Origin of the sequence: Corallococcus terminator, from assembly GCF_049194865.1 — a bacterium.
Classification (GTDB): Bacteria; Myxococcota; Myxococcia; order Myxococcales; family Myxococcaceae; genus Myxococcus; species Myxococcus terminator_A.
Genome location: NZ_JBLZWL010000056.1, coordinates 1 through 25,629, shown reverse-complemented (window position 1 = coordinate 25,629; position 25,629 = coordinate 1). Strand labels below are relative to the sequence as shown.

General features: G+C 70.8%; 15 protein-coding genes. 7 read left to right on the top strand and 8 right to left on the bottom strand.

Annotated features, from left to right (window positions below; translation table 11 throughout):
* Positions 1–23: 23 nt before the first annotated feature.
* From ACN469_RS18230 to ACN469_RS18220, 3 genes are all read right to left on the bottom strand, one after another.
* Positions 24–539 carry a hypothetical protein gene (locus tag ACN469_RS18230; protein WP_498769608.1) on the bottom strand — a complete coding sequence of 172 codons (516 nt, stop codon included), beginning with the start codon at positions 537–539 and terminating at the stop codon, positions 24–26.
* A 703-nt stretch (positions 540–1,242) separates the two neighbouring features.
* Entirely contained in the window at positions 1,243–3,957 is a 2,715-nt protein-coding gene (locus tag ACN469_RS18225) for an Lnb N-terminal periplasmic domain-containing protein (protein ID WP_498769607.1), read from the bottom strand.
* A 167-nt stretch (positions 3,958–4,124) separates the two neighbouring features.
* Positions 4,125–4,850 carry a hypothetical protein gene (locus ACN469_RS18220; RefSeq protein ID WP_498769605.1) on the bottom strand — a complete coding sequence of 242 codons (726 nt, stop codon included), beginning with the start codon at positions 4,848–4,850 and terminating at the stop codon, positions 4,125–4,127.
* A gap of 601 nt (positions 4,851–5,451) precedes the next feature.
* Here ACN469_RS18220 and ACN469_RS18215 point away from each other — a divergent pair.
* Both ACN469_RS18215 and ACN469_RS18210 read left to right on the top strand, forming a co-directional pair.
* Positions 5,452–6,576: a response regulator transcription factor gene (locus tag ACN469_RS18215; protein ID WP_498769603.1), complete on the top strand. Its 1,125-nt coding sequence runs from the start codon at positions 5,452–5,454 to the stop codon at positions 6,574–6,576.
* Positions 6,577–6,591: 15 nt separating this feature from the next.
* Entirely contained in the window at positions 6,592–7,758 is a 1,167-nt protein-coding gene (locus tag ACN469_RS18210; RefSeq protein WP_498769601.1) for a metallophosphoesterase, read from the top strand.
* 178 nt (positions 7,759–7,936) lie between these two features.
* Here the strand turns inward: ACN469_RS18210 and ACN469_RS18205 are convergent, their stop codons facing one another.
* Positions 7,937–9,304 (bottom strand): thioredoxin family protein, encoded by a 1,368-nt coding sequence (locus ACN469_RS18205; RefSeq protein WP_498769599.1) that lies wholly within the window; start codon positions 9,302–9,304, stop codon positions 7,937–7,939.
* A 107-nt stretch (positions 9,305–9,411) separates the two neighbouring features.
* On the opposite strand from ACN469_RS18205, the gene ACN469_RS18200 reads away from it, so the two are divergent.
* The 5 genes from ACN469_RS18200 to traB all read left to right on the top strand — a co-directional run bounded on the left by ACN469_RS18200 (position 9,412) and on the right by traB (position 17,746).
* On the top strand, positions 9,412–11,157 hold the full coding sequence (locus ACN469_RS18200; protein WP_498769597.1) for a GTPase domain-containing protein: 1,746 nt from the start codon (positions 9,412–9,414) through the stop codon (positions 11,155–11,157).
* Positions 11,158–11,311: 154 nt separating this feature from the next.
* The gene (locus tag ACN469_RS18195) at positions 11,312–12,382 is read left to right on the top strand and encodes a hypothetical protein (protein WP_498769595.1); all 1,071 of its coding nucleotides are present in this window, start codon (positions 11,312–11,314) and stop codon (positions 12,380–12,382) included.
* Between the two features lie 173 nt (positions 12,383–12,555).
* Entirely contained in the window at positions 12,556–13,689 is a 1,134-nt protein-coding gene (locus ACN469_RS18190; protein ID WP_498769593.1) for a glycosyltransferase family 4 protein, read from the top strand.
* Positions 13,690–13,874: 185 nt separating this feature from the next.
* Positions 13,875–16,118, top strand: a complete 2,244-nt coding sequence (gene traA / locus ACN469_RS18185) for an outer membrane exchange protein TraA family protein (RefSeq protein ID WP_498769591.1) — start codon at positions 13,875–13,877, stop codon at positions 16,116–16,118.
* Complete coding sequence (gene traB, locus ACN469_RS18180) at positions 16,115–17,746, top strand: outer membrane exchange protein TraB (RefSeq protein WP_498769589.1); 1,632 nt, start codon at positions 16,115–16,117, stop codon at positions 17,744–17,746. The genes traA and traB overlap by 4 nt, the downstream gene beginning before the upstream one ends.
* 272 nt (positions 17,747–18,018) lie before the next feature.
* Here the strand turns inward: traB and ACN469_RS18175 are convergent, their stop codons facing one another.
* The 4 genes from ACN469_RS18175 to ACN469_RS18160 all read right to left on the bottom strand — a co-directional run.
* Positions 18,019–18,852: an Ig-like domain-containing protein gene (locus ACN469_RS18175; protein WP_498769587.1), complete on the bottom strand. Its 834-nt coding sequence runs from the start codon at positions 18,850–18,852 to the stop codon at positions 18,019–18,021.
* Between the two features lie 157 nt (positions 18,853–19,009).
* Complete coding sequence (locus ACN469_RS18170) at positions 19,010–20,359, bottom strand: HD-GYP domain-containing protein (protein WP_498769585.1); 1,350 nt, start codon at positions 20,357–20,359, stop codon at positions 19,010–19,012.
* Between the two features lie 32 nt (positions 20,360–20,391).
* The gene (locus ACN469_RS18165) at positions 20,392–22,128 is read right to left on the bottom strand and encodes a HEAT repeat domain-containing protein (protein ID WP_498769583.1); all 1,737 of its coding nucleotides are present in this window, start codon (positions 22,126–22,128) and stop codon (positions 20,392–20,394) included.
* A gap of 73 nt (positions 22,129–22,201) precedes the next feature.
* Positions 22,202–25,629: AAA family ATPase (locus ACN469_RS18160; protein ID WP_498769581.1), on the bottom strand; the 3,428-nt coding region annotated here is incomplete at its 5' end.

Sequence of the window (25,629 nt, the reverse complement as noted above, 5' to 3'; positions counted from 1 at the left end):
GCGGAGGAGCAACGACGCTCGGCTCAGGTGCCGGGCGTCGGCGCCGGCGTCGGGGCCGGCTGCTGCACGGGGCTCGGCGCGGCCTCCGGGGTGGTGGCGGGCGCGTCGGAGGCCGGGGTCTCCGTCGCGGGAGCCGGCTCCGGAGCGGCGGGCGCCTGGGGCGCGGTCTCCACGGGAGCGGCGGCGGGCGCCTCACCCGAGGGCGCGAGCTCCAGTCGGTACGTCTTCACGCCCTTGGGCAGCACCACCTCCACCAGCGGGTTCTCCTTCAGCAGCGCCTCGTTCGCCTCCAGCTTCACCAGGCCATCCGCGTCGCTGAGGACGTTCAGGCGCGTGCGGAGTTCGCCCGCGCGAATCCGAGCCCCCTCCACGGGCTTGCCGGAGCCGTCCACCACGCGCAGCGCCACGGTCTGCCCGGGGGTGACGCCAGCGGCGCTCGGCGGTGCCACCAGCTCCTTGTAGGTCGGCCGCAGGGCACAGGCAGTCAGCAGCGAGGTGGAGGTCAGGACGACGGTCAGCAGGGCTCGGCGGAGGCTCATGGGAATTCCGTACGGACGTGAGGGGACTAACGGGCGCGGCAGCATAGCCGCAGACGGCGAGCCGCCAAGCCCCACGGCGCCCGCCCCCTCGGGGAGCCCCGCCTGTTTTCCCTGGCTTGCCCCGAGCAGGCGCCAAGGGTCCGCAGGGCGGCCCGCTCTCCGGTGGAGTCAGCGGCCCTTCCACATCTCCGTCGCCGACCCCACACCTGAGGGACGGCGGAAGTGCCGCGCCCGCCCCTGGGAGGCTCGAAAGCCATGGTCGAAATGACTCGCTCCGATAGAACCACCAACCCGCCTCCCTATGTGCGGGATGTGCACCGCGAGATGAGCTACTCCGAGCTGCCCGCGGGCATCGGCATGAAGAACGAGGAGATTCACTTCAAGCACAACAGGTTCGTCGTCAGCGTGGCGACGATGCTCGTCACTGGCTTCGCCGTGTTCTTCGTGCCGCTCTTCAATGGCCTGATTGCTGGCGTGTTCGGCGGGTTCCACGCGCGGACCCTGAAGCGCGCGCTCGGCGCGGCCCTCGTCACCTCCGTCGCGCTGCCGGCGTTCATCGCGCTCTTCTCCTTCCTCGCCGGCCCCCACCAGCTGCGCATCTTCGGCGGGCTGGGGTTCTGGGGATGGACGGCCCTCTTCGCCATCGGCACGTTCATCGGCGCCGCCACGGGCCCCTACTGCCGCCCCCTGTTGACGGAGGGCTTCAGCGAAGCTCCAGGCCCAGTGCCAGCCGACGGTCCAGCGTACCGGACCACCACGACGACGGAGACCGTGACTCGCGAAGTGACGGTGGAGCGAGTGAGCCCTCCCAGCGAGCCTGTGCGCGAGGAGTGAGCAGGACTCCAAAGGGCCCCGCGCGGCCCAGCCACCACTCCACCTGGAGCCAGGCGCCCGCCTCGTGCGTGAGACGGGCGTCGCCCATCCGCCACGTGGGGGCATAGGCCGCCTCCAGTCGCACCGCGTTGGCGCCAGAGCCCGGCAGGCCCGTGCGGTGCGTCAGCGACAGCCGAGGCCCCGCCGCCGGTGTCAGGGCCTGCTCGCTCCAGTGCATCCGCGCGAGCCCTCCCACTCCCACCGCAGTGAAGCGCGAGAAGCGCGCCCCCGCGTCCAGCACCACCAGCGCCTCCGCCTGCACGGTGGCACGGTAGGGCATGGCCCGCGCCGCGTCCGAGGCCACACGCGCCTCCGCGCCCCATCCGAGCGAGTCCCACGCGGACTGGCGAAACTGGGGCAGGTCCCTCTGCAAGGTGCGGTAGCCCACCAGCGTCATGTCCGTGGACACCACGCGCGGAGGGCCCCAGCGCGGCTCCAGTGAGAGCTCGCCGTCCAGGACGCGCAGCTCGCTGCTCGACTGGAAGCCATGCAGGCGCGAGTCACCCAAGGCCTCCGCCATTCCCGCGGTGCGCACGCTCACCACGGGCCGGGCCGCGCCCACGTCAGGGAAGTCCATGCCCACGCTCACCACCGTGCGCGCCGCGCCCGACTCGCGCAGCGCCGTGGCCGCCCAGCGCGTCTCGGCGTCCACCTTGCGACGACGGTCCGCGCCCAGGAAGGCCACCGCGTCGACCTCCGCGAACACACCGTCATTCAGCTCGCCCTGCGCCTCGGTGGCCCGGACGAAGGCGGCCTCGGTGCGCTCGGCGCGGACGAGGACCTTCAGCTCCTTCGGCGTCGGCGGGCGGCGCGGCGCCGTGGCCAGGGCCTCCTGGAACAACGCCGTCCGGTCCAGCACCGCCAGCTTCCGCTGGAGCGCGTCCTCTCGCTCGAAGACACGCTGACGCTCGCGGACTCCCGCCTCCGCGGAGCCCTTCAACGGAGTCTTCACCGCGAGCAGCCGCTGACGTTCGATTCGCAGCCGCTCTCCCTCCAAGCGGTCCAACGCCGCGCGCTCCATTCGGACCGCGTGAGCGACATAGGCGTGCAACGTCTCGCTCACGGAGGCTCGGGCCTGGGGTGACGCGGAGTCGAGGACCGCGCTCACCGTCTCCGGCAACTCCGCGTAGGCCTCGCGTCTCGTGTCGGGCTCGGGGGATTGGAGGCGCGAGTGCAGGTGGAGCAGGCGTGACAGCGCGGAAGCCTCCACGTGGCCCTTGAGGGATTCGAGGGTCTCTTGCCGTACCGCGTCCGCGCGGATGGCGCGGTCTCCGGTGGACTCGAAGGCATCGGGGATGAGCTCCAGCAGGGGGCCCGCGGGGCCTTCCTTGCCCAGCACCTCCACCTTCGCCAGCACGTCGAGCGTGGCGGTGGGCAGCACCCACATCACACCGGGAGGACGCACCTGTCGCCCGTCCTCCAGGACGCCATTGAGGAGGAAGAGGAGCGCGCTCGCGCAGTTGTCGGTGAAGAAGTAGTAGCCCATGTACCCGCGTCGCTCGAGCTCCCAGATGCGCTCCAGCATCCGCGCCTCCTCGCCCCGAGTGAGGCGCAGCCGGAAGCGGCGGATGGTGCGCTGCTCCAGCTCCAACGACTCGTGCGTGAGGTCGCCCATCGTCCCGGTGAGGAAGACGGTGTCGTAGCTGCCCGTCATCCCCTTCACCACGTAGCCCAGGCCCTTGGGCTCCATTCCCGTGAGCGCCACGAGTTGCACGACGCGCTCGAAGGACGGGCCTCGCACCTGGGCGCCCTCGCTCCAGACCGGGCGCAAGAGCAGGTGGCCGAAGAGGGACTCGGGCTGGCGTCCCGTGGCCGCGACCAGGAGGACCTCGACATGGGACAGGAGGTCGAGCTCCGCCCAGGCGTCGAAGGCGGGACAGGCTCCGCGCGAGTTCGGCGCTCCGAGGCCCGTGGTCTCCACCAGCTCCGCCAGGGCGCGCGACTTGGAGAACTCCTGGCAGCGCACCTGCTCGTCCACGGAGAGCGCGTCATCGCGCAGGGACTCCACGGGCAGGAAGAACTCCTCCGCGAACGTCACCAGGTCCAGCGCCGCGCTCCTCTGGCCCAGCTCGCGACTGAAGGCCCCGGCGTAGTGCAGGCGCGCTTCCTCCTTCCAGACCAACGGTCGCTCGAAGGGCTTCATCCAGCCCGACAGGCGACGCCAGCTCGCGGACTGGCTCCACTGGTAAGCATCGTCCCAGCGCTGCACCACCGCGTGCACCACGGCGCGGCGGCGCCACAGTTGCTCCGACTCCTCGTCCGTCAGGCGTGACAGGCGCAACGTCGCGCGACGCTCCTTGGACGGTGCGTAGCGGTAGAGATGGAAGCGGGTTCGCTCCTCGGACCAGTCCGGACGTGCCGTCGTCCCGTCACCCAGGCCCAGGGGCGCGGGCTCCGGATGGAAGACGAGCTCCAGCGGGCCTCCCGGAAAGCGGCGCATCGCGGGCGGCAAGGCGCCCAGGCCCGCCTCCACCTCACGCACCAGGGACTCGTCGTCCGCGGCGACACCTCGTAGCAGGACTCCGGCTCGCGCCAGGGCGTGCACGCGTTCCTTCAAGGAGCGAGAGGACCCCGTCTCGCCGAGAGCCTCGACATGGGAAGTCGCGCCTCGCGGAGCCTCGTGCGTCCCGTCACGTGACGCCCCCGTGACGACAGGCTCTGCCCACGCGGGCAGCGTGAACGCGAGACTCAGCAGCCACGCCGCCCGGCGGCTCACTCCATCACCCCCGCCGTCGCCTCCTCTTCGCCATGCGCCGCGAGGAAGGCGCGTCGGTCCTCGTCGAGCCTCGGGTCCGTGCGCGCCAGCTCCCCCACCCGCGCCAACCAGGCCAGCGCCCGCTCGGGAGTCAGCGTGCGCGTGTCCGCCATCGCCAGCAGCTCGCGCCGGTTCGCGCGCAAGAGCCGCCCGAAGGTCGGCAGATTCTCCCGCCGGATGCTCGCCGCCGACGCCAGGTCCTCCACCGTGGGCCCCGCCCCCAGCGCCAGGTCCTCGCGAAGCTGGTGCGTCCGCGAGCGCAAGTACACCTGCGCCGCCCGCCCCACTTCTTCCGGAGGAGGAGGCGCCTGACGCCGCCGCTCGGCCGCCGCCACGACGCGCCAGATGACCACCCCCAGCCCAATCACCGTGGCCGCCACCGTCGTCGCCGACACCACGCGCCCGTCGTTGTTCTCGCTGTTGCTCGTCTCCGAGCGCGAGTCCTTCCCCTCCCCACCACTCTCCGACTCGCTGCTCCCCGTTTCGCTCTGCTTGCTGGAGCGCGACTCGCTGGAGCCCCCCTCCTCGGAACTGTGGTTCGAATCCCCGCTGGAGCCGGCCTCCGACTTGCTGGAGTCACCCGACCCCTTCGACGAATCCCCCGACCCGTTCGATGAATCCCCAGACCCGTCCGAGCCCGAGCCCGAACCCGAACCGTCGGAAGACCCCTCCGACGCGCTCATCCCTCCACTCCCCATGGCCCCTGGAGTCCGACACCCCGTCACCCCCAGCAGCACGGCCATCCCCAGCGCAAGTTTCCCGGTGTGCTTCAAAGTCATCTCAGACACCCCTCAATGAGCACTCGTTCATCACGAGCGAATGGACAGACACCGCGCAATGGCACGGTAGGAATTCATTGTCATGAATCTGTTAGCCAGCGACGTGCCGACCGCGAACGGGTGATGTTTCGCGGCCTTGCGAACGACGCTCCGCGTCAAAGCGCGAAGCGGACGACCCAGGGGTGCGTCGCGGGCTTCGCGCCAATTCGCGTCAATTGGAAGGGAAATCGCGGGGTTCAAGGGCGACGCGCCGGGCATCGACTGTCGATCCCCGGCGCGCGCTCACATGAAACCTACCGCGAAAGGCCCTCCCCCCCGGTGGGCCTGCGCCTCATTGTCGCGCTGGACGCACTTCAAATTCCATGCGGGGAAGCCCTGATGTCGTCTTCCACCCTGACACCTCAGACTCCAGGGCATGTCGCCGATAAATGCTCAACAACTCACAACTTCGACATCCTGGTAGGATAGTGGAAGCCACGCATTGCCAGCCTATACTCAGGATATCGTGATTCGTTTGAATTCCGAGGAACAGCGTATCCTGGCGGACCTGGAAGCCCTGCTCGCTGAAGCGGAGCCGAGCTCGGAGTCCCTCCCCACGGTTCTGGGCGCATTGCGCGACACGCTCAAGGCGGAGCGCGCGGTGGCCTATGGCGTGGACGTAGGGCCTGACCGCTTCCATGTCAGTTATTCCTTCAGCTCGGGCTTTCCCCAACCGCCCGAGGTGGTCTTCGACGCGCTGGAGACCTTCCTGTCGGACCGGGAGAGTCTTTGGGGTTGGTATGATCCCGCCCGCCCCGCACCGGCCCAGCGCAACCGGGCGCTGCACTTCCGCTCGCTGCAGGAGTCGGAGGCGCGGCAGATGCCCTTGCATGACCAGCCCGCATACGAGGTGGCGCGGCGTCTGGGATTGAATGAGGCGGAGCTGGACGCCCAGCGCGAGCGGGTCAACACCCGCTCCGGCGCGGTGTACCGGCAGTTGGGCATGGAGCGCATGGCCTTCCTGCGCACCCTGGTCTGCGAGGGGCCGTCGCTCCTGGGTTGGCTGGGGTTGGCGCGCGAGGAGCCCTTCACCGAGCGCGAGCAGCGGGTGCTCCAGGCGCTGACGCCGGCGTTGCAGCGGCGGCTGAACATGGAGACTCGGCTGCGCGAGTCCGGGCTGATGTCCACCGCGCTGGAAGTGGCGATGGAGGCGCTCGGGCGCGCCGCCTGGGTGGTCAGCGGCAGTGGCCGGGTGGTGCACGCCAACAGCGCCGGCCGCGTGTGGTTGGAGCGCGGCGAGCCGGAGCTGATGGAGCAACTTCGCCGGGGCGCCCAGGGCATTCCCTGTTCAGGCCCCCTGACGCTCACGCCGCTGCGCACCACGGGGCTTCCGGCGCACTACCTGGCCATCGACACGGGCACCGCCTCCAGCGCCGCCGCGCGCGTGACGGCCCTGGCCGCGCGCTGGTCGCTCACCGCGCGCGAGTCCGAGGTCCTCACGCACATCGTCCAGGGCGAGACGAACAAGTCCATCGCCGGCAGGCTAGGCTGCGCGGAGCGCACCGTGGAGGTCCACGTCACGCACCTGCTGGCCAAGGCGCACGTGGAGAGCCGCTCGGCGCTCATCGCCCGCTTCTTCCAGACGTCCTGACCCTAGAATGGGCGGGTGAACGACTCCCCAGACGCCCGCCTCCAGGCCGCCCACGCTCGCGCCCGAGAGGCGGTGGAGACAGGTCCCCGCTCCGCGCCCGCCAATGGAGTTCATCGACGGCGGCGGCTGGCGCTGGGTGACCCGCAGGCGGACTTCGACAAGGTCCTCGCCATCCTCGACCACCACGGGCTCCTGGGCACCGACGGCTGGCTGAAGCCCGATGTGCAGCTCGTCTCGGTGGGGGACCACTTCGACTGGGGTCGCCCCGAGGAGCGTCTGCACGCGGCGAAGAGCGCGCTGGCGCTGGTGGCGTGGCTGGCCGCGCATCCCTCCGACCAGGTCATCCTGATTCTGGGCAACCACGACCTGGGCCGCGTGGGAGAGCTGGCCGACTTCGACGACGCCCGCTTCACCGTCGCCCAGGCGGAAGCGGACCGCGTCTACCAGAAGGGACAGACGGACGAGGCCGGGGAGCGCGCCTTCCTGGAGCGCTGGCCCACTGTCCCCACGGCGGAGCTGGTGGCCCGCGACTTCGGCAACTTCCTGGAGGCCCAGCGCACGTGGGTGGAGTACCTCCTGAGCGTCCGTCGCTTTCGCACCGCGCACGCGGCGGGCCCCGGGCTGCTGGTGCTGCATGCGGGCGTCACGCACGAGGACCTGGACGTGACGGGTCTGCCCCGAGAGCGCCGCGCGGATGCGGACGCAGTGGCCCACGCGCTGAACGCGGCGGTGGACGCGGCGGTGGACGCGCGGACGCGCGGACGACTCGAGGTGCCCGGACTGCACCAGCCGGGCGACGCCGCACGAGGCGAGGGCACGGGCATCTTCTACCAGCGCCCCAGCACGAAGCCGGAGGACGCCGAGCGCACGCGCCAGACGCCGCGCCGTCGCTTCGACCCCCGGCGGCTTCCTTCGGGACTCACGCAGGTGGTGGGGCACACGCGCGACAAGCGCGTCCGCGAGCTGATGGGCGTCACCTCGGGCACGGCGCTCGACGGAGTGGTGCGCCACCTGGTGACGGACGGCGCGCGGGTGGACTGCGCGCACGGTGCCCCGCCGGCCACGGGGGCGGCGGAGGCGGTGCTCGTCTTCATCGACGGCGGGATGAGCCACTGTCCCGTCGACGAATACGAGCTGTTCGACCTGGAGCAGCGCGCCGCCGTGCGGGCGACGACGCGCTGAACCCGAGGCTGCTTCGACCTGGAGCAGCGCGCCGCCGTGCGGGCGACGACGCGCTGAACCCGAGGCTGCTTCGACCTGGAGCAGCGCGCCGCCGTGCGAGCGACGACGCGCTGAACCCGAGGCTGCTTCGACCTGGAGCAGCGCGCCGCCGTGCGGGTGACGGCGCGCTGACCCGAGGCTACTTCGGCGCGGGCTGGGCCTCCGCCTGGAGCCCGGCGAGCTTCTTCTCCAGGCCCTTCATCATGCGCGGCGACACCTGCGAGGCGGGCAGCGTCTTGGCATAGGCGACGGCGTCCTCCACCGTCTTCGTGGCGCTGGCGACGTCCTTGCGCGCGACGTGGATGTCGACACGGTTGGACAGCACGTTGATGCGGCGAGAGCCCTTCACGCGCTCCAGCGCGCGGTCACTCGCCGCGAGCGCGTCATCCAGGCGTCCCTGCAGCCGGTACAGCGTGGCCAGCCGCGCGGGCGGGTTGTAGTCCTGGGGCAGGTCCTTCTCGCTCTGCTCCAGCGCGGCCACGGCGCGCTCGGGCGTGCCCAGCTTCATCGCCGCCGACATGCGGTGCGAGTCGAAGACGGCGCGCGCCTCGGGGTTGGGCGCCTTGGCTGCCTCGGCCTCCAGGAACGCCAGCCACTCCCCGGCGAGGGCCTTCATGCCGGCCTCGTCCTTGTCCGCCTCGCGTGCCCCCACGCGCATCTCGTAGAGGCCGGAGCGGTCATCCCCCGTCATCTCGATGACGGGAGGCCCCATGGCCTCGACCACCTTGGCCTCCAGGGCCGTGCGCAGCTCCTTGCTCGCGGCCTGGTCCGGAATCGACAGCGCGCACATCAGGCCCATCATCGAGGCGTTGGCCCACGACAGCGAGCGCGGCGTGCCCGGCAGCAGCTCCAGCGCCTTCTTCGCGCACGGCTCCACCTGCATCGCGCCGAACATCGCCGTCATGAGGGACTCCACCGCGCGGCCCCGGCGGTTCCAGTCCGCGGGCGCCTCGGTCAGGGCCTCCGTCAGCGCCTCGACAGCCTCCGCCGAGCGACCCTCACCGTAGAGCGCGTCACCGCGCGCAAGCAGCGCCTCCGCGCCGGTGATGCCACCCTTGTAGGCGCGCTCGCCGTCCTCGAAGAGCTTCACGAGCTGCTCCACCGTGGCGCTGCCGGCGAAGCGCAGGAGCGGCTTCTCCTCGCGCGGGTCGATGACGTACAGCGTGGGCCAGAACTCGATGGGGAACTTCTCCTGGAAGGCCGCGTTCTGGGTCAGGTCGGTGTTCACCTCCAACCAGACGAAGCGGTCGGCGTGGCGGGCCAGCGACTTGTCCGACAGGACATACGCCTTCATGGAGCGACAGGTGTGACACCACGGCGCCCAGACGTCGACGAAGAGGGGGATGCCCTTCGACTTCGCCTCGGCGATTGCGCGAGCGTAGTCATCCTCGATGAACGGCAGGGGAGCTCCGGCGTGCGTCGCGTCCGCGGACACGGGGGTGTTCGTGTTCGCGGCGGTGCAGGCAACGAGCCCCAGCAACAACAGGCAGGCGGCATGGGTGCGCATGGCGGGGGACCCTACCGCGCCACCGCCACTCTGTCCCCCAGTGACATCCACCGCGCAAGCAACTGGGAACCCGCCCCCGCACATGCTCTGGTGTGCGTGGACCTCCGATGACGAGAGACCCCTACACCCTGCGCGAGTCCCTCGCGTCCGCACTCGACGCCCTGCCCGCCCCCGAGCGCTTCCCCGAGGCGTCGGACGCGGACCTGGCCCGTCGTCTGGCCGAGCGGCTGCGCAGGGACCTGCTCCCCCGCCTGGGCTCCGCGGACGCGCCCCTGCTGCTGGTGGCCATCGCCGGCCCGAACAACGTGGGCAAGTCCACCCTGTTCAACGCGCTGGTCGGCGCGCCGCTGTCGCCCGCGAGGCCCGAGGGAGGACTGACGAAGCAGTGCCTCGCGGCGGCCCACCCGGAGACGTGGACGGGGGCGCTGAAGGACTTCCTCACCCGCCGCTACGACACGGTGCCCGTCGTGCCAGGGGAGCTCGCGCCCGTGGACCAGCCGGGGCCGGCGGGGCGGCTGTACCTGGTGCTGGCGGACGCGGTGCCTCGCGGGCTGCTCGTCATGGACACGCCGGACTTCGACAGCGTGTACCGGGAGAATCGCGAGCGCGCGGAGGCGCTGCTCGTCACCGTGGACGTGCTCGTATTCGTGGTGAGCCGGCAGACGTACCAGAACGCGGCGCTGGTGGACTTCCTGCGCGCCGCGGTGGGCCATGGCCGGCCGTACCTGCTCGTCTACAACGAGGCGTCTCGCGAGGAGGTGGCGCGCGGGCACCTGGACAAGCTCGCCTCCGACGTGGGCCATCCTCCGCTCGCGCGCTATCTGGCGCCGCACCAGCCCGAGGTCGAGGCGGGCCTGCGTCCCCTGGCGACGGAGCCGCTGGACGGGCGGCCTCCGCTCAACTCCCTGCTGGGAGAGGCCGAGCACGCGCGGGAGCTGAAGGCCCGGGCGCTGGAGGCGTCACTCGCGGATGCTCGCGCGGAGCTGGAGGCGGTGGCGCGCGCGTCCACTCGCGCGGCGAGCGAGCCGGAGCGACTGCGGCAACGCCTGCGACACGAGCTGGGGAGCGTGGGCAGCGCGGCGGCGCTCAAGGCGGTGCCCGCGGACATCCTCATCGACGCCTTTCGAGACGAGCTGGATGCGCGCAGCCAGTTCCACAAGTGGGTGCGGCTGCCGTTCCGGGGACTGGCCACGGCGCTCACGTACGTGAGTCGCAAGGTGCGCCAGTCCTTCACCGGTCCCGAGCCAGAGGGCTCGGAGACGCCCTCGCGCACGGTGGACGCGACGATGACGGATGGGGTGCGACGGCTGGTGGATGCCTTCGCGCCGGAGGTCGCCGCGTGGCGGGGAGACGCCGAGACGCGCGAGAAGCTGGCCGAGGCCTTCGGTCCCGTGACGCTGGCGAAGCTGGAGGAGCCGCTGGGCTTCGAGTCCCTGCATGCCCACGCGGCGGACCGCGCCACGCTGTACGCCTACTGTCGCGAGCTGGTGGCGGGCGAGCTCCAGGGCGGCATGCGCGAGGAGCTGCTCCAGGCGCTGACGACGCTGGTGTACTCGGTGCCGTCCGGCGCGGCGGCGGTGGTGACGGTGGCCACGGGCGGCTTCGGCCATGACGCGGTGGTGTGGGCGGGCACCCTGTTGTCCACGCCGCTGATGGAGCGCTTCGTGGACCTGTTGGGTGCCCAGGTGCGCGCCCGCGTCACCCGGAAGTGGGCGGATGCTCACGGCGCCACGCTGGCCCAGGCGCTGGAGACGCGGTTCTTCTCGGACGTCCTGAGTCATCTGGACGGGCTGGCGAACGACTGGAACCGGACCGCCGCGCGACTGGAAGCGACGCGGGCCGAGCTGTCCTGACGGCTGGCGGGGAGGCGAGCCGTCGCTTCCCGTCCCCGTGGGTGGGTCTTGAGGTGTACGCACTGAGACACCGAGGCGAGGCCACGCGGACAGTCAGGACGGATGATATTCGGCCCGTGCGTGTGCGGCGACAATGCGCCATGCTGGGAGCGTCATGAATGGCTCGGATTCCGGCGCACCGGGCTCCCCACCTCCCGTCCTCTCCTTCCGCCACCTGCTGACCGACGCTGTCGGTACGTTCCTGGACGAAGCGGGGATGACGTGCGCGCAGACGGCCGACTCCATCGGCGAGCTCATCGTCACGCTGTCGCGCTACCGCGAGGAAGGCGCGCCCCTGTTCCCCATGGCGTTCATCGGAGACGACCTGGGGCAGATGCTCGCGATGCTGGGCGGGCATGACCCCATCGCCATCGGCATCGGTCCGCGCTCGCGGGCCACCATCCAGCGGGCGCTCAAGCAGTGCGCGCCGCTGGGACAGGGCCGGTGGTGGGCGCTGTACCTGCTGCGGGTGCCGGAGGGCTTCGCGTACGGCGTGTTCCGCACGGACCCGTTTCCGCTCGCGGAGTCACCGCTGGAGCGGCTGCGTCGGACGGAGGACCCTCAAGCGGGTGTCGTGGGCGTGCTCCAGCTCGCGGACAACATGCTGGAGCTGCGCGCGGGCGGCGGCCTGTGTCGGCACGTGTACCTGTCAGGTGCTCGCGTGGAGGGGGCTTCGCCTCCCGCGGTGCTGAACGAGCTGGCGGAGGCCATCACCGAAGAGGTGGCGAGCGCGAGTCTCGAGCGAGCCCGGGGGTTCTTCCGGCGCGTGCTCTTCGAGGTGATGCAGTCGTCCCATGGGGCCCTGGTGGCGGTGCTGCCCCGGGAGCGCGCGGGCTCCACGCTCTTCGTGGACGGCATCATCCTTCCCCGCCCGCTGGATATCGTGGCGCTGCTGGACCGCTATCACGCGGACCCCACCGACGCCGCGGCCACGGCGGTGCGCGCCACCGGGCAGCTGCTGCGCGGAATGATGGCGACGGACGGCATCACCGTGCTTCGTGCGGACGGCTGCATCGTCGGTTACAACATCTTCGTGCGACACCCGGAGTCGCTCGCGCATCAGCCCTCGGTCGTCGGCGGGGCACGTCGGCGCACGTACGAGGTGCTGGGCGCCGCCGTGGGAACCGAGCTGACCGCCGCGTTCATCCGCTCCCAGGACGGTGACGCGGCTTGCCGCCGGGCGTAGCCATTCCGTCTTCGTTCATGGCCTGCCCGCGGTGCCTGACACGGCTGGCAATCCAGAAAGACAGACGCGACCTCGCCGCGAGGAATCGTGAGGACGGGGGAGGTCGTGCCCAACTCCCGGCATGAGCCTCGGTTCTCCTCGAAAAGAAGGGGCACCCATGGTGTGCTGGAGCCATGAACTTCGTCTTCGTGGGTACCAGCCTTGGGGCCCGGGGAACAGAGACCCACCTCGTCAGCCTGGTGCGAGCCCTGTCCCAAGCTGGTCACGGTGTTATCACCGTCGCGCGAGAGGAAGGCTTCATCGCCAGGGAGTTGAAGTCCCATGGGCTCGACGTCGAGCCCGGCGTCTTCCGAAACGCGGCCGATGTCAGGGGGATGCGCAGCACGCTGCGCGCCATCCGTCGTACGCGGCCCCAGTGGTTGGTGGGCAGTTTCGGGCACGAGTACTGGCCGCTCCTGATGCTGGGGAGGATGACAGGCACACCGGTCGCGCTCTTCCGCCATCTCAACAGCCGACTCAAGCCCATGTCCCGCCTGCTGCTACCCCGCTGGGCGCACCGCTTCATCGCGGTGTCGGAGTCCATGCGCTCGAACCTGGTGGAGCAAGGCGTTGCCTCCGAACGGGTCCGACTTCTCTACAATCCATTGGACGTCGAGCACTTCCGCCCTGATGAAGAACGGAGGGACCAGGCACGTCGCGCTCTTGGCGTGAGCCCCGACGAAGTGCTCATCGGATTCGTTGGCGCGCTGAAGCCAGAGAAGGGGGCATTCCGACTGGCCGAGGCCCTCAATCAGGCCATGCCACTTCGGCCTGGCCTGCGAGCACTGTGGGTGGGCGAGGAGGCCGCGCATCCTCGATTGAGAGCGGCCCTCACGCCAGAGCTCCACCCGCGACATCTCCTGCGCGGATGGACGAGCGACATGCGCTCCCTCTATTCCGCGATGGATGTGGCCACCATGCCCTCTGAGTGGTTGGAACCGTTCGGGCGAGTCTCCATCGAGGCCCAGGCCTGCGGAGTCCCAGTGCTCGCCAGCCGGATTGGAGGGTTGCCAGAAACCCTGCGGGAGGGTGAGACCGGCAGACTGGTTCCTCCTGGAGACGTCGTGTCCTGGCGTGACGCGGTGCTGGACATGGTGGACATGACGCCAGCCAGTCGGCGGGCGATGGGAGCGGCAGGAGCGCGCTTCGTTCGAGAACACTTCGCGGCCGAGCGCATCGTGGAGGAGTTCTTATCGATGCTAGAGCCAGCGAGGCGCCTGGGGCCGGGAGCTGACAGCGTGCATTCCGAGAACCGCGTCACCCGGTAGGTGCGCTACTCACACGACACCGGGACGGGCTTTCCGCGCTCTTCCGGATAACTGATACAGCAACGTGTCGACAGGAGTACGGGTTTGCCGTCCGAAGCCCGACGTAGCACGTCACAAAGTCGGCCTGATGCCCAGTTGGCCTGAGAATTGAGTTTGTCAGGGGCTTCCAGCATGCTGGCGCGGCCTTGAAATCCCCCTTGTTCCGCATCGCGCGAATCGCGCTCGCTGCCCTCGCGGTGTGCCTTGTGGCCTCCCCTGCCTGGGGCCAGAAGCTCGCTGACGTCACCGTCTCCGGCCCCCCGATTGCCCCAGCGCTGAGCGGAGCTGGGCAAGGCATGTGCGTCGCTTCCAACGTGTGGACGCGGACCCTGGGCGAGTTCCCGCAGACACGTGGCACGTACCTCGACGTCATCAACGGATACTTCGAGGAGCCCACCAGCAAGCAGAACCGCGTCACGACCGTGATGCGCACGCCGTTCGACCTGTCCAACAACCTCAACGATGGTCGCACGCTGAGCTACGGCGACTTCGTGAGTCAGGTCTCCGCACCGGGGTGTTCAACGGGTGGCTGCAGCTTCAATGTCATCAACGATGGCGACGCATTCACGCCGTTCGTCTCGCGTTTCCGCGGTTACTTGAACGTCCCTGCGAGCCTCGCGGGCCAGACCGTGCATCTGGGTTACTACGCGGACGATGCCGTCAGCCTTGTCATCTACGATCGGTCTCAATCCTATACAGTCATCAACAGGCCGCCTCAGTTGGGTGCGCCCACTTGGCGAACCACCAACAGCGTGACCTTCGTCCAGGCGGGACTCTACGCCGTGGAGATCCTGTACGCGCAGGTGACGGAGCACGCCGCACTTGAGATGTCCCAGCTCACAGGGACCTTCACGGACTTCGAGCGCGCCGCCAACCAGCCGCCGATCATCAACCTGTACAGCTCCGGCTTCCAGTTGCTCCAGCCCGCGCAGTTCTTCCAGACGGAGAACGGCCTCCCGTCCTACTCGACGGACCCGAACCGCTGCGAGCAGTGCAGCCGCGCCAACGTCAACGCCCCCAACAACGGCGGCTGCGCCTCCTACTTCCACTGCAACGCCGCGGCCCTGTGCGCGCCCTGTGACTCCGCCCTCTTCTGCGGTGCCTCCTGTTCACCCTGCGGTCAGTCCTCGCCCTACTGCGCCAACATCAACGGCAACACGCAATGCGTGCAGTGCACGGACGATGGCCAGTGCCCCAACGGCCGCTGCGACCTGAACGACAACACCTGCCGTGGCTGCAACGGCGATGACGACTGTCCCAATGGCCGCTGTGACTTGAGCGACAACACCTGCCGTGGCTGCAACGACGACGAGGACTGTCCGAGCACCGGCCGCTGCGATCTCGGGACGAACCAGTGCTCGGGCTGCAACGACGATGCGGACTGCCCGGGCGCCGTCTGCGACGAGCCCACCGCCACCTGCGTCCCCTGCACCGATGACGAGCACTGCCCCAGTGGCCAGGTCTGCGCGACCGACATCCACCAGTGCCGCGAGTGCAACGACGATTCGCAGTGCGAGCGTGGCGAGGTCTGCACCAACAACCAGTGCCTCCCCTGCGCCACCAATGACTCCTGCGCTGGCAACTCCTGCAACTGCTGCCCCAATGGCACCCAGTGCGCCGCGCTGACGCCCGGTGGCTCGCCCTCCTGCGTCGAGTGCACCACCGATGCCCAGTGCGGCGAGGGCCAGAAGTGTGACCCGCTCAACGGCAGCTGTGTCACCACGCTGCCCGAGTGCAACACCGCCGCCGCCTGCGGCCCCGCCTGCGCCACGTGCCCCGGCGAGCGGCCCTTCTGCCTCGACGGTGAGGTCTGCGTTCAGTGCCGCACCGACCTGGAATGCGGCGACGGCCAGTTCTGCCTCAGCGGCGAGTGCAGTTCCTGCACCACCGACCGCCACTGCGGCTCGCGCTGCGAGGCCTGCGAGACGGATGCGCCCTTCTGTCTGTCGGACGGCTCGGTCCAGGGCAGCGCCTGCGTCGGCTGCCGGAGCAACGACGACTGCGGCAGCGGCCAGTGCAACCCGACGACGCGCACCTGTGAGAACGCCGGTGCCTGCGCGGTGACGTGTGACGCGGGCCTCGTCTGCAACGGCGAGTCCTGCGTCCAGTGCTTCGCCGATGCACACTGCCCCTGCGGCGGCACCTGCGACCTCACCAACAACACCTGCTCCACCTCGTGCGAGGACAGCGGCGACTGCCTCGGTGTGCAGCACTGCTCGGCCAAGACGCAGGAATGCGAGCGAGGCCGACGCAAGCCCGGCACCGACCCACAGGGCGGCGCCTTCTGCTGCGGCACCGCCGCCGACGCGACTCCGGCCGGCAGCGCCACCATCCTCGTCCTGCTCGCCGCGGGCCTCCTGCTCCTTCGCTCCCAGCGCCGCATCCGATGAGACCCTTCCACCTCCCGCTCCTCCTCCTGGCGCTCGGAGGGGCCACCCTCGCCTCCGCTCAGCCGGACACCCGCTTCGACGTGCAGTTGTTCCGCCCGTCCGCGGCCCCGCAGGACCTGGTCGTCGTCACCCAGTCGCGTCCGCTGTCCCACATGTCCGTGGCCTTCGGCCCGTACCTCAGCTACTCGCTCAACCCGCTCACGCTGGTGCCCGAGGGTGGTGACCTCGAGAAGATCAGCCTGGTGGGCAACCGCCTCCAGCTCGACGTCATGGCCATGGTGGGCCTGTTCGACTGGGGCGAGATTGGCGTGGACCTGCCGCTCATCCTCGCGCAGGGCGGACAGAACCTGGAGGTCATCGGCACCGAGGGAAGCGTGGAGAGCTTCGTGCTCGGGGACCTGCGCATCAGCGGCAAGGTGGCCATCCCGGGCCTGCGCCGTGCCGCCGAGGGCAAGGGCTGGGGCGCCGCGCTGACGATGAACGTGTCCTTCCCCACGGGCGCGCAGGACGCGTTCGCCGGTGAGGGCGAGATGACGTGGGCCCCCGGGCTCGTGTTGGACTACCGCTTCGGCAACGGCATCCTGCTCGCGTTCAACGGCGGCTTCTGGAAGCGGCCTGACCGCGTGTTCGACGGCGTGGCGGTGGGCGACATGGCGCCCTTCGGCCTCGGCACCGAGGTGCCCATCCTCCGAGGCAGTGGCATCACCGCGCTCGGCATGGTGAACGGCGCGGTCGGCCTGAAGAAGGCGCCTGGAACGGAGCGACAGATTCCCGCGGAGCTGCTCATCGGCCTGCGCTGGTACAGCTCCACCGGTGTGACGTTCACCTTCGGCGGAGGCGCGGGCTGTGGATGCTCGCTCGCGTCGCCCACGCTGAGCTTCTTCACGTCCATCATCTGGATTCCGGCGAAGACGCGCGAGTGGGAGGCGCTGGAGCGCTTCAAGGAGCCGCCCGAGCCGGCGCCGCCGCCTCCTCCTCCGGTGGATCCGGATGGCGACTCCGTGATTGGCGTGGGCGACAAGTGCCCGGAGGTGCCCGGCCCCGTGGAGAACGCGGGCTGCCCGGACACGGACCGCGATGGCGACGGAACGGTGGACCGGCTCGACAGGTGCCCGGACCAGCCGGCCGGAAGCCGGGGCCGCGATGGCTGTCCGCTCGCGCGCCGCGACGGGAACAAGATTGTCATCCTGGAGCAGGTGAACTTCGCCACGGACCAGGACGTCATCCTCTCCGAGTCCTTCCCGATTCTGGAGGAGGTCGCCCGGGTGATGAACGAGAACCCGGAGATGGACCGGGTGCTGGTGGAGGGCCACACGGACGCTCGCGCAAGCGATGCGTACAACCTGGAGCTGTCGCGCCGGCGTGCATCCAGCGTGATGCGCTTCCTCGTGCAGAGTGGCGTGGCGGCGGAGCGCGTGTGCTCGCAGGGCTTCGGCCGCAGCCGGCCGCTGTCCGACAACGCGACGGAAGAAGGCATGGCGCTCAACCGCCGCGTCGAGTTCACCATCCAGCCGCCCAGCGATGGCCCGCGTCCGCCCTGCCCCGAGGACCCGTCCGACAAGAAGGGCAAGCGCCCCTCACGGACGAAGGCACCAAGTCCGAAGGCCAGCCCCGCGCCGAAGCCGTAGGCGCGGTTTTCAGGCAGCGTCCGCGGCTCGCCGCGCTGATGTCCTCAGCGCGGGGCCGTGCTCCCAGGCAACGTTTGCAGCTCACCCCGCCGCCGGAGCCTCAGGTGCGGTGCCGGTCTCAATGCAGCAGCTCTTGCCCGCCGCGCCGAAGGCTCGGGTGCGTTCCGCGGGCGCGCGTTTGCAGCTTGCCGCGCTGATGTCCTCAGCGCGGCGCCTCGAACCGTCAGGCGGAAGCAGCGGCCCGCGCCACCGACGCGGACACCTCGACGCCACTACGGAACGACGAACTCCGCGGCGGAGCGGCGGCGACCCGCGACGACGGAGACGACCGCGCGTCCCTGCCCCACCGCCGTCACCCGGCCATCCTTGGACACCGACACCACGGAGGCATCCGACGTGAACCACTCCAGCGGCACGCTGTCGAGCACCGCCCCGTTGCGGTTGAAGGCCCGCGCCAGGAGCAACACCGACTGGCCCGGACGCGTGAACTGATGGTGGGTGAGGTTCAGGCCCAGGCGCGCGAAGTCCGCGGGCACCACCTGGACAGCGATGTGTCGAGCCAGGTGCCCCAGGTTCGCGCTCACCGTGGCCGAGCCGGGCTTCACCGCCACCACCTGCCCATCCTCTACCCGCGCCACCGTCTCGTCCGATGAGCGGAACTCCGGCGTCATCTCGGGGAGCGACGCGCCCTGCTCGTTGCGAGCCACCACCCGCAGCTTGATGGTGCGCCCCACCTCGAGGAAGTCAGCCCCCGGCGCGCGCACGTCCAGCGAGTTCAGGATGATGAGGTCCAACGGCAGGGCCTCACGCACCTTGCCCCCCGTCACGCCGATGACCGTCTTGCCGGACTTGCGCACCGTCACCACGCCGTCCTGCACCAGGGCCACATCCGTCGCGGAGCTGGTCCACCGCAGCTTCGGCTCGGACATGCGCTGGCCCTCGGCGTCGAGGACCACGAAGTCCAGCTTCACGTTCTGCCCCGGCGTGCGCAGGAACTTCGACTCCAGCGGCTGGAAGGTCAGCGACTCGGGCGACGGCCCACATGCGCCCAGCAAGCCGAGCGTGAGAACAAGGACGGAACGAAATAGGAAACGCGGCGTCTTCACGGCGGCGGAGACAGACAACGGAACGGGGTGGGAGTGACGCCCATTTTAACCACGCCCGTCGCTCCACGTGTGAACCGCGAGGCCCTCTTCTCACGGCCTCCGCGCCCGGTGCCGTCCGCAAGGCACTCGTCCAGACAGGCGGTATCCGCCCGCCCCCTCAGGAGAAGAGGAAGTGCGGGACGTTGAAGTCACTCTCGGTGGAATCGAGGGACGCGACGATGTTGAGCCGCTGACCGGGCTCGGCGAGGTCGACCACGTAGTCCGCCTTGGTCTTCCCCGCCCCCTGGATGACCCGGACTCGGGGTCTGGCTGCCTGAGCCGAATCCGCGGGCACATCCATCACCACGCCCAGTTGCCCACCCGACAGGCGCACCAGCGTCCCCACCGGATAGAAGCCGGCCACCGCCGTGAAGAGGCGGACCACCTTCGGGTCGAACCGGGTGCCCGCCCGGTGGGTGATGAGCCGCAGCGCCGTGTCCGGTGCCAGCCCCGGATGAGGCGGCGCGGGAAACGTCAGCAGGTCGAAGGCACAGGGCACCGCCAGGAGCCGCCCCGCCACCCCCACCGGACGCTGCACCGGCCCGCTCCAGGCCGGCTGGAGACAGTCGTGCGCGGCCACGACACGCTCCAGCCGACTGGCATCCAGCGGACGCTGCAACAGCCGGAGCGCCGTCTTCAAGGGCCCCCGCCGCGCCAGCAGCTCATGGGAGGCACGGTCGAACTCCTGCTCCGGCGCGAGCGTGGTGGTGCCCCGCCCCAGGTCATGGAACAGCCCGCTGAGCGCCAGGTCCAACTGCTGCGCGCGGGACAGCCCCATCCGCCGAGCCATCAACAGCGCGAGCACCGCCACCGCCGCGCCGTGCTGCCCACCATCCACGTCCGTCCGGCGAAAGCGCGTGAGTCCCACCAGGAGCGACTCGTGCCCCACGGAGGACTCGGCCAGTCGCAACAGCACACGACGGAAGCGCTCCACGCGCACCTGCCCTCCCGTGCTGATGACGTGCTTGAGCAGGACGACGAGCCGCGCGTAGTAGCGCAGCATCACCTCGCGCGGCGTCAGCACGTGCGTGGAGGACAACACCTCGCGCAGGCGGATGGGCCCCAACTTCTCCAGGAGGATGGCCTGGGGCTTCTGCGTGCGTCGGTGCTTCTGGAACGCGACGAGGAAGGCGCGCAGGTGCTCGCGGCGCAGCCCCGAGCCGAACGAGACTTCCTGCACCTGGAGATGCTCCAGGTAGCGCCGCAGCGAGACGGCCATCTCCAGATGTTCCTCGCCCAGCTTCATCCTCGAGCCGTTGAGGAAGGGGATTCCGCCCACGCACTGCAACTCCACGGACTTCTGGCCCCGCAGCTCCGCGTCCAGCAGCGTGCCCAGCTCCTCGAGCGCATCCTTCACGCCCGCGTTGTCCACGTCATGCAGGGACACCGTGTTCAGACACCGCACGACCAGGCCCATGAGCTTCGGACCCACCTGTGCCGCGTCCTCCCGTGTCGTCGCCGTCTCCATGTCTCCGCGTCCCCCGACGTCCTTGCGTGGCGTCAGCCCACCGGTGCCAGCTGCGCCAGCGCTTCCCGACAGGCCTGCTTCAGATTGCGCGGCGCGAAGAGCTTGTTCGCCACCGCCTCCAGCAACGGCCGGGCCCTCGGGTCTCCGAGGATGCCGATGCAGCGCGCGCAGTGGGCCTTCAACTCGACGTCCTGCTCTCGCTCGAAGGCCGAGCGCAGCGCCGCGCCAGCGATGGGCCCGCCCAGGTCCGCGAGCGCGCGCAGCACCGCCATGCGCTCGCGCGCCTCCATCCGCGCGTCGAGCCTGGACACCAGCGGCCCCACCGCCGCGTCCACGCCGTAGCGCACCAGCAACACGAGCGCCGCGCCGCGAACCCCCGCCGACGGGTCCGCCAGCAACTTCAGGAGCGGCGAGCGCTGGACCTCCACGTCCCGAGGGCTCAAGCGGGACAGCACCGCCGCGCGCACCTCCGGCTGGGGATGTCCCAACAGGGCCGACGTCAGCGGCGTCGCCTCCGGGCCCGACTCGCGCAGGAACTGCACCCAGTCCAGGTCCACCACCCCCAGTGACGAGGCCCGCGCCACCAACACATTCAACGAGATGCCCCGGCGCACGAGCAGCTTCGCCAGGGCCCCACGGGCCTCGGGCGAGGGCAGCTCGAAGAGCAGGTCCGTGGCGCCCTGGAGCGAGTCACGCGGCAGCGCGCTCAACAACTCCAGCACCCGCAGCAGCACACCCGGCTGGGCGGTGGCCTGCGCCAGCGCGAAGCGCAGCTTCTCCCGGAAGAACAGCCGCGTGACGGAGTAGAGGTCCGGCGCGCGCGCCCCCGAGGCCCGGGCATCCTTCGTCATGCCCTGCACCACCTGCGACAGCTCCGCCCAGCGGCCATTCGAGACGAGCCCGGAGAGCAGCTCCTCCATCCACGCCAGCAGCTCCCCGCGCTCCTCCTCCCGGCACACCGCGAGCAGGCCCCACACCACCCAGAGGCCCCGCTCGTGCACGCCTTCGCCGCCCCGCTCGCGCTCCAACTGGACCCGCAGCTCCGCCACCTCCGTGTCGCTGGCGCCCGCGAAGGCCGGCGCTCCGGCGCGCACCAGGTCCTGCGCGCTGACAGGGGCCAGCACCTCCGCCTCCAGTCGCGCCAGCCACTCGTCATGCCCCACGGGACGACGACGGGAGGCGCCCGAGGCCTGGCGCCGCGTCAGCTCCGCGAAGAGCTGCTCCTCGCGCTCGGCCAGCTGCGCCTCGGCCTGCGCGGACTCGCCCGTCTCCGTCGACGCCGGCACCTCCGCGACGACCAGCTCGATGTCCTCGAAGCCTCGCTCCCAGAACCACGTATAGAAGTCGTACTCCGGAGGCAGCGTGCGCTGGAGCGCGCGGTGCCACATGCCCAGGAAGGCGGCCAGCTCCTCCCCCTCCAACCCCGGCTGCAGCAGCACCTCCTGAACGCCCTCCAGGAACAGCGGCCGTGTCACCGAGTCCTTGGCCGACGTCGACTCCACGAGCACCACGTCGCCGAGGAGCAGCATCGTGGAGCGAACGTGCAGCACCACCGCCTCGCTCGTCACCTCGTGGTAGCGCCGCACCGCCTCGCTCAATCGCTGCTGGACCTCCACCAGCGCGGCGTGCCCCTCCGCGTAGAAGCGATAGGCCCCCAGCACCTTGTTCAGCGCGTGGCCCACCTCCGTCGCGGCGTCCTCCGGCGAGAGCGCGGGCACCCCCACCGGGCCCTGAGCTGCAATCTGTCCTCTGGATACGGGAGCGGGCATGGCTGGCAATGCATTGGATTCCGACCAGGACACTAAAGCCAGAATCCAAGCACCACCAAATGAACGTTGCCTTTCACAAGCGAGGCGCGTGGGCCCCCAGCGCCCCCAGGGCCTGGGTCGCCAGGGCTTCTCCCTCACGCCACCCAGCGAGTCGGGCGCGCTCCCGGGCCCGCTCCAATCGCTCACGCGCCTCGGCGGCCCGTCCCCCCGCGCCGAGCAGACGCCCCACGTTGTAGTGGATGCGCGCGGCCTCCTGCGCATCTCCCCCCTGCTCGGCCAGGACGAGCGCTCGCTCCAGCTCGACGAGCGCCGCCGCGTGTTCCCCGGCGAGGACGCGCAGGCCCGCGAGGTTGGAGAGGGCGCGGGCCTGGCCCACGACATGCCCCGTGGCGCGAGCCTGCTCGGAGGCATGGGTGAAGCTGGTGCGAGCCTTCTCCGGCTGCTGGAGCCGAAGCTGGAGACGACCCAGCAGGTTGAGGTGCTCCCAGTAGAAATCCGACGCGCGAGCGGGACGTCCTCCCATGCGCTGAAAGGATTGTGTCAGCAATTCCACAGCTCCTGCGATGTCGCCCCGGGCCTCGCGGGCGCGGGCCTGCTCGCCCAGCACCCACGCCAGGACTTCCGGGTCCGCCGCGGCGGCGGTGCGAATCGCAAGCAGTCGTGCCTCGGCGGCGGCGACACGGCCGAGCTTGAGGTCCGCGGCGGCGATGCGGCGCACCACCTCCGCGCGCGTGGCGGGTGACTCGGTGTCGGGCAGCTTCTCCAGCCAGGGCGAGGCGAGCGGCTCCACGGCCGTGGGGTCCACCTGCGTCAGACAGGTGCACGCTCGCGTCAGCATGCCGAGCTGCCACAGCCGCGCGGCGGTCGTGGCGCCCGGGGCATCTCCCATCGCGCGGCGGAAGTAGTCGGAGGCCGCGCGCCACTCGCCTCGCGCGGAGAGTCGCTCACCGGCGCGCTCACAGGCCGCGGCGGCGTTGGGCGCGGCGGCGGCGAGCAGATGGTCGGCCACGCGCACCTCGCGCGCGGGCTCGGCGGCGAAGGCGTCCTGCCCCAGCGCCTCCGCCAGCTCCTGATGCGAGCGGCGCAGCGCGCTCGCCGGCAACCGCTCCAGCAACACCTGACGCGACAGCTCCTGCATGAAGCGCAGACAGCCCGGCCGCTCCGACACCTCCGCGAGCCAGCCATCCGCGACGAGCAGCTCCGCCGCGTCCTCGACAGCGTCCTCGGCCGGGAGCGACGCGCGCACCAGCGCGGAGGAGAAGACGGAGCCCTCGACGGCGGCGCGCGTGAGGAAGCGCTGCAACTGCGGCGGCAGCAGGTCCAGACGGGCCCCCAGCGCGAGGCCGAGGCTGTCGGGCAGCGTCGCTTCCCCCAGGGGCGCGGTGGCCTGCCAGGAGCCACCCAGGCGCTGCACGGCGCCGCGCTCGACCAGGGCGCGCATCAGCTCCAGGGCGAAGGAGGGATTGCCATGGGCACGCTCGACGACGAGCTTCTCCACCTCCGCGCCCGGAGGCGCGCCGAAGGCCACGCCCAGCAGGGCCCGCAGCTCCGGCCGGGGCATTCCCTCCAGCACGGAGAGCGGCAACGGGGCGAGCGCCACGGGCAGCACGTCCGGCACGGTCGTCGCGACCAGGCCCACTCGCGAGCCAGGGGCGCTCAGCAGCGACACGAGCAGCTCCAGCGAGGCCACGTCCGCGTGGTGCACATCGTCCACGAGGAGCAGCACGCCACCGGGACGCGCCGCGCGCAGCAACGTCTCCGTCACCGCCGCGTCGCCGGCCTGGAGCTGCCCCGCCGGCCCGCCGTGAGACAACCGCCGCCACAGCGCCGCGACTTCCTGCGCGGAGAGCCCCAGCACGCCGAGCGGCTGAAGCGGAGCGCCCTCCGGCACCGGGCCCAGCGAGCGCGCCAACCCCGTGAGCACCGAGCGCATCAACCCCATCGCCCCCGCGCCGCGCAGGTCCTCCGCGCTGGTGCGCACCACGCGCAGCGAGGCCACGTGGGAGGCGCTCTCGGCCACTGCTTCCAGCAGTCGGCTCTTGCCCACGCCCGCCGCGCCCGCGAAGAGCCTGGCGCCCCCCTGCCCCGCGCGCACCGACTCCACCACGGCCCGCGCCGCCACCAGCGCGTCCGCGCGCCCCACGAAGGGCACTCCGCGCACCACGCCGCCCAGTCCCTCCACGCGCCACGCCGAGCCCGACGAGAGCACTCGCTCCGCGCCGAAGCGCACACCCTCGTCCAGCAGCGCCTTCGCCGCCGTTCCCGCGAGCACCTCGCCCGGAGACGCGGCCCGAGCCAGTACAGCGGACCGCTCCAGCCCCGCGCCCGTCACCCGCCAGGGCACGCGCCCGCCGCCTCCGCTCACGAGCACCGCGTCGAACTCCAGACCCGCACGCGACACCGGCGCGGGCGACAGCCCCAGGGTCTCCACCGCGCGCAGCAGCTCCAGCACACAGCGCACCGCGCGCACCGGGTCGTCTCGACGCGACACCGGCAGGCCGAAGGCGAGGCTCCAGCGAGACTCGGTGAGCTGCACCACCTCCGCTTCGTGTCGCTCGGCGATGGAGGCGACGAGGTCGAGAAGGTGGCCCACCGCCTCCATTCCCTCCTCGGGCCCCAGCGCTCGTCGCAGCGCCTCCGCGCCCTCCACCTCCACCGTGACGATGACGAGCTTGCGCCGGAGCGCGCCCGCCTCTCGCCCTCGCATCCTCACCGTCGCCTCTGGGGACGCGGCGGCGTCGGGTCCCTGGGCCCGCAGCGTCGGAGTGGTGGCGGTGGGGACGTGCAGCTCCGTCGGAGGGGCCTCCGCGTCGATGAGGTGTCCGGAGGTGACCTCGGACACCTCCGAGGCGGGCGCCGCCATTCCGGTGAGCCCACCGCGCGTCTGGGGCTCGGAGGGGGTGTTGAGCGCGCTGCCGCAGTGAGGACAGAAGCGACTGGTGCCACTGGTGGACTGGCCGCACCGGGGGCAGGTCACACTGGAGCCCGCCGCACGAGGCAAGAGGCTGCCCAGGCCCACGGTCGACTCGCGCATCCTCGCGCGGACCATCTCGCCCACCAGGCGCTCGGTCGTCGCGGCGACGCCGTCCTCGGGCTTTCGCGCGCTCTCGTCCAGGTACTGCTGGAGCGCGCGGGCCACGTCGGCGCAACGCTCGAAGCGCTGCTCGCGCGGCTTCGCCAGCATGCGCAGGATGATGTTCTCCAGGAGCGGAGAGACACCGTCGACGAGCATCGACGGCTTCAGCGCGGGAGTCAGGGCGATGCGCCGCATCGCCTCCGCGGGGTTGTCCGTCTCCACCAGCGGGCGATGCGTCACCAACTCCCACAACACCACGCCCAGCGCGTACTGGTCACTGCGTCCGTCGAGCGGATGGTTGCGCACCTGCTCGGGCGACATGTAGCGCAGCTTGCCCTTGAGGATGCCGGTGCGCGTGCGCGTGGAGCGATTGCTCGCCTTGGCCACGCCGAAGTCCACCACCTTCGTCACGCCATCCAGCCGCA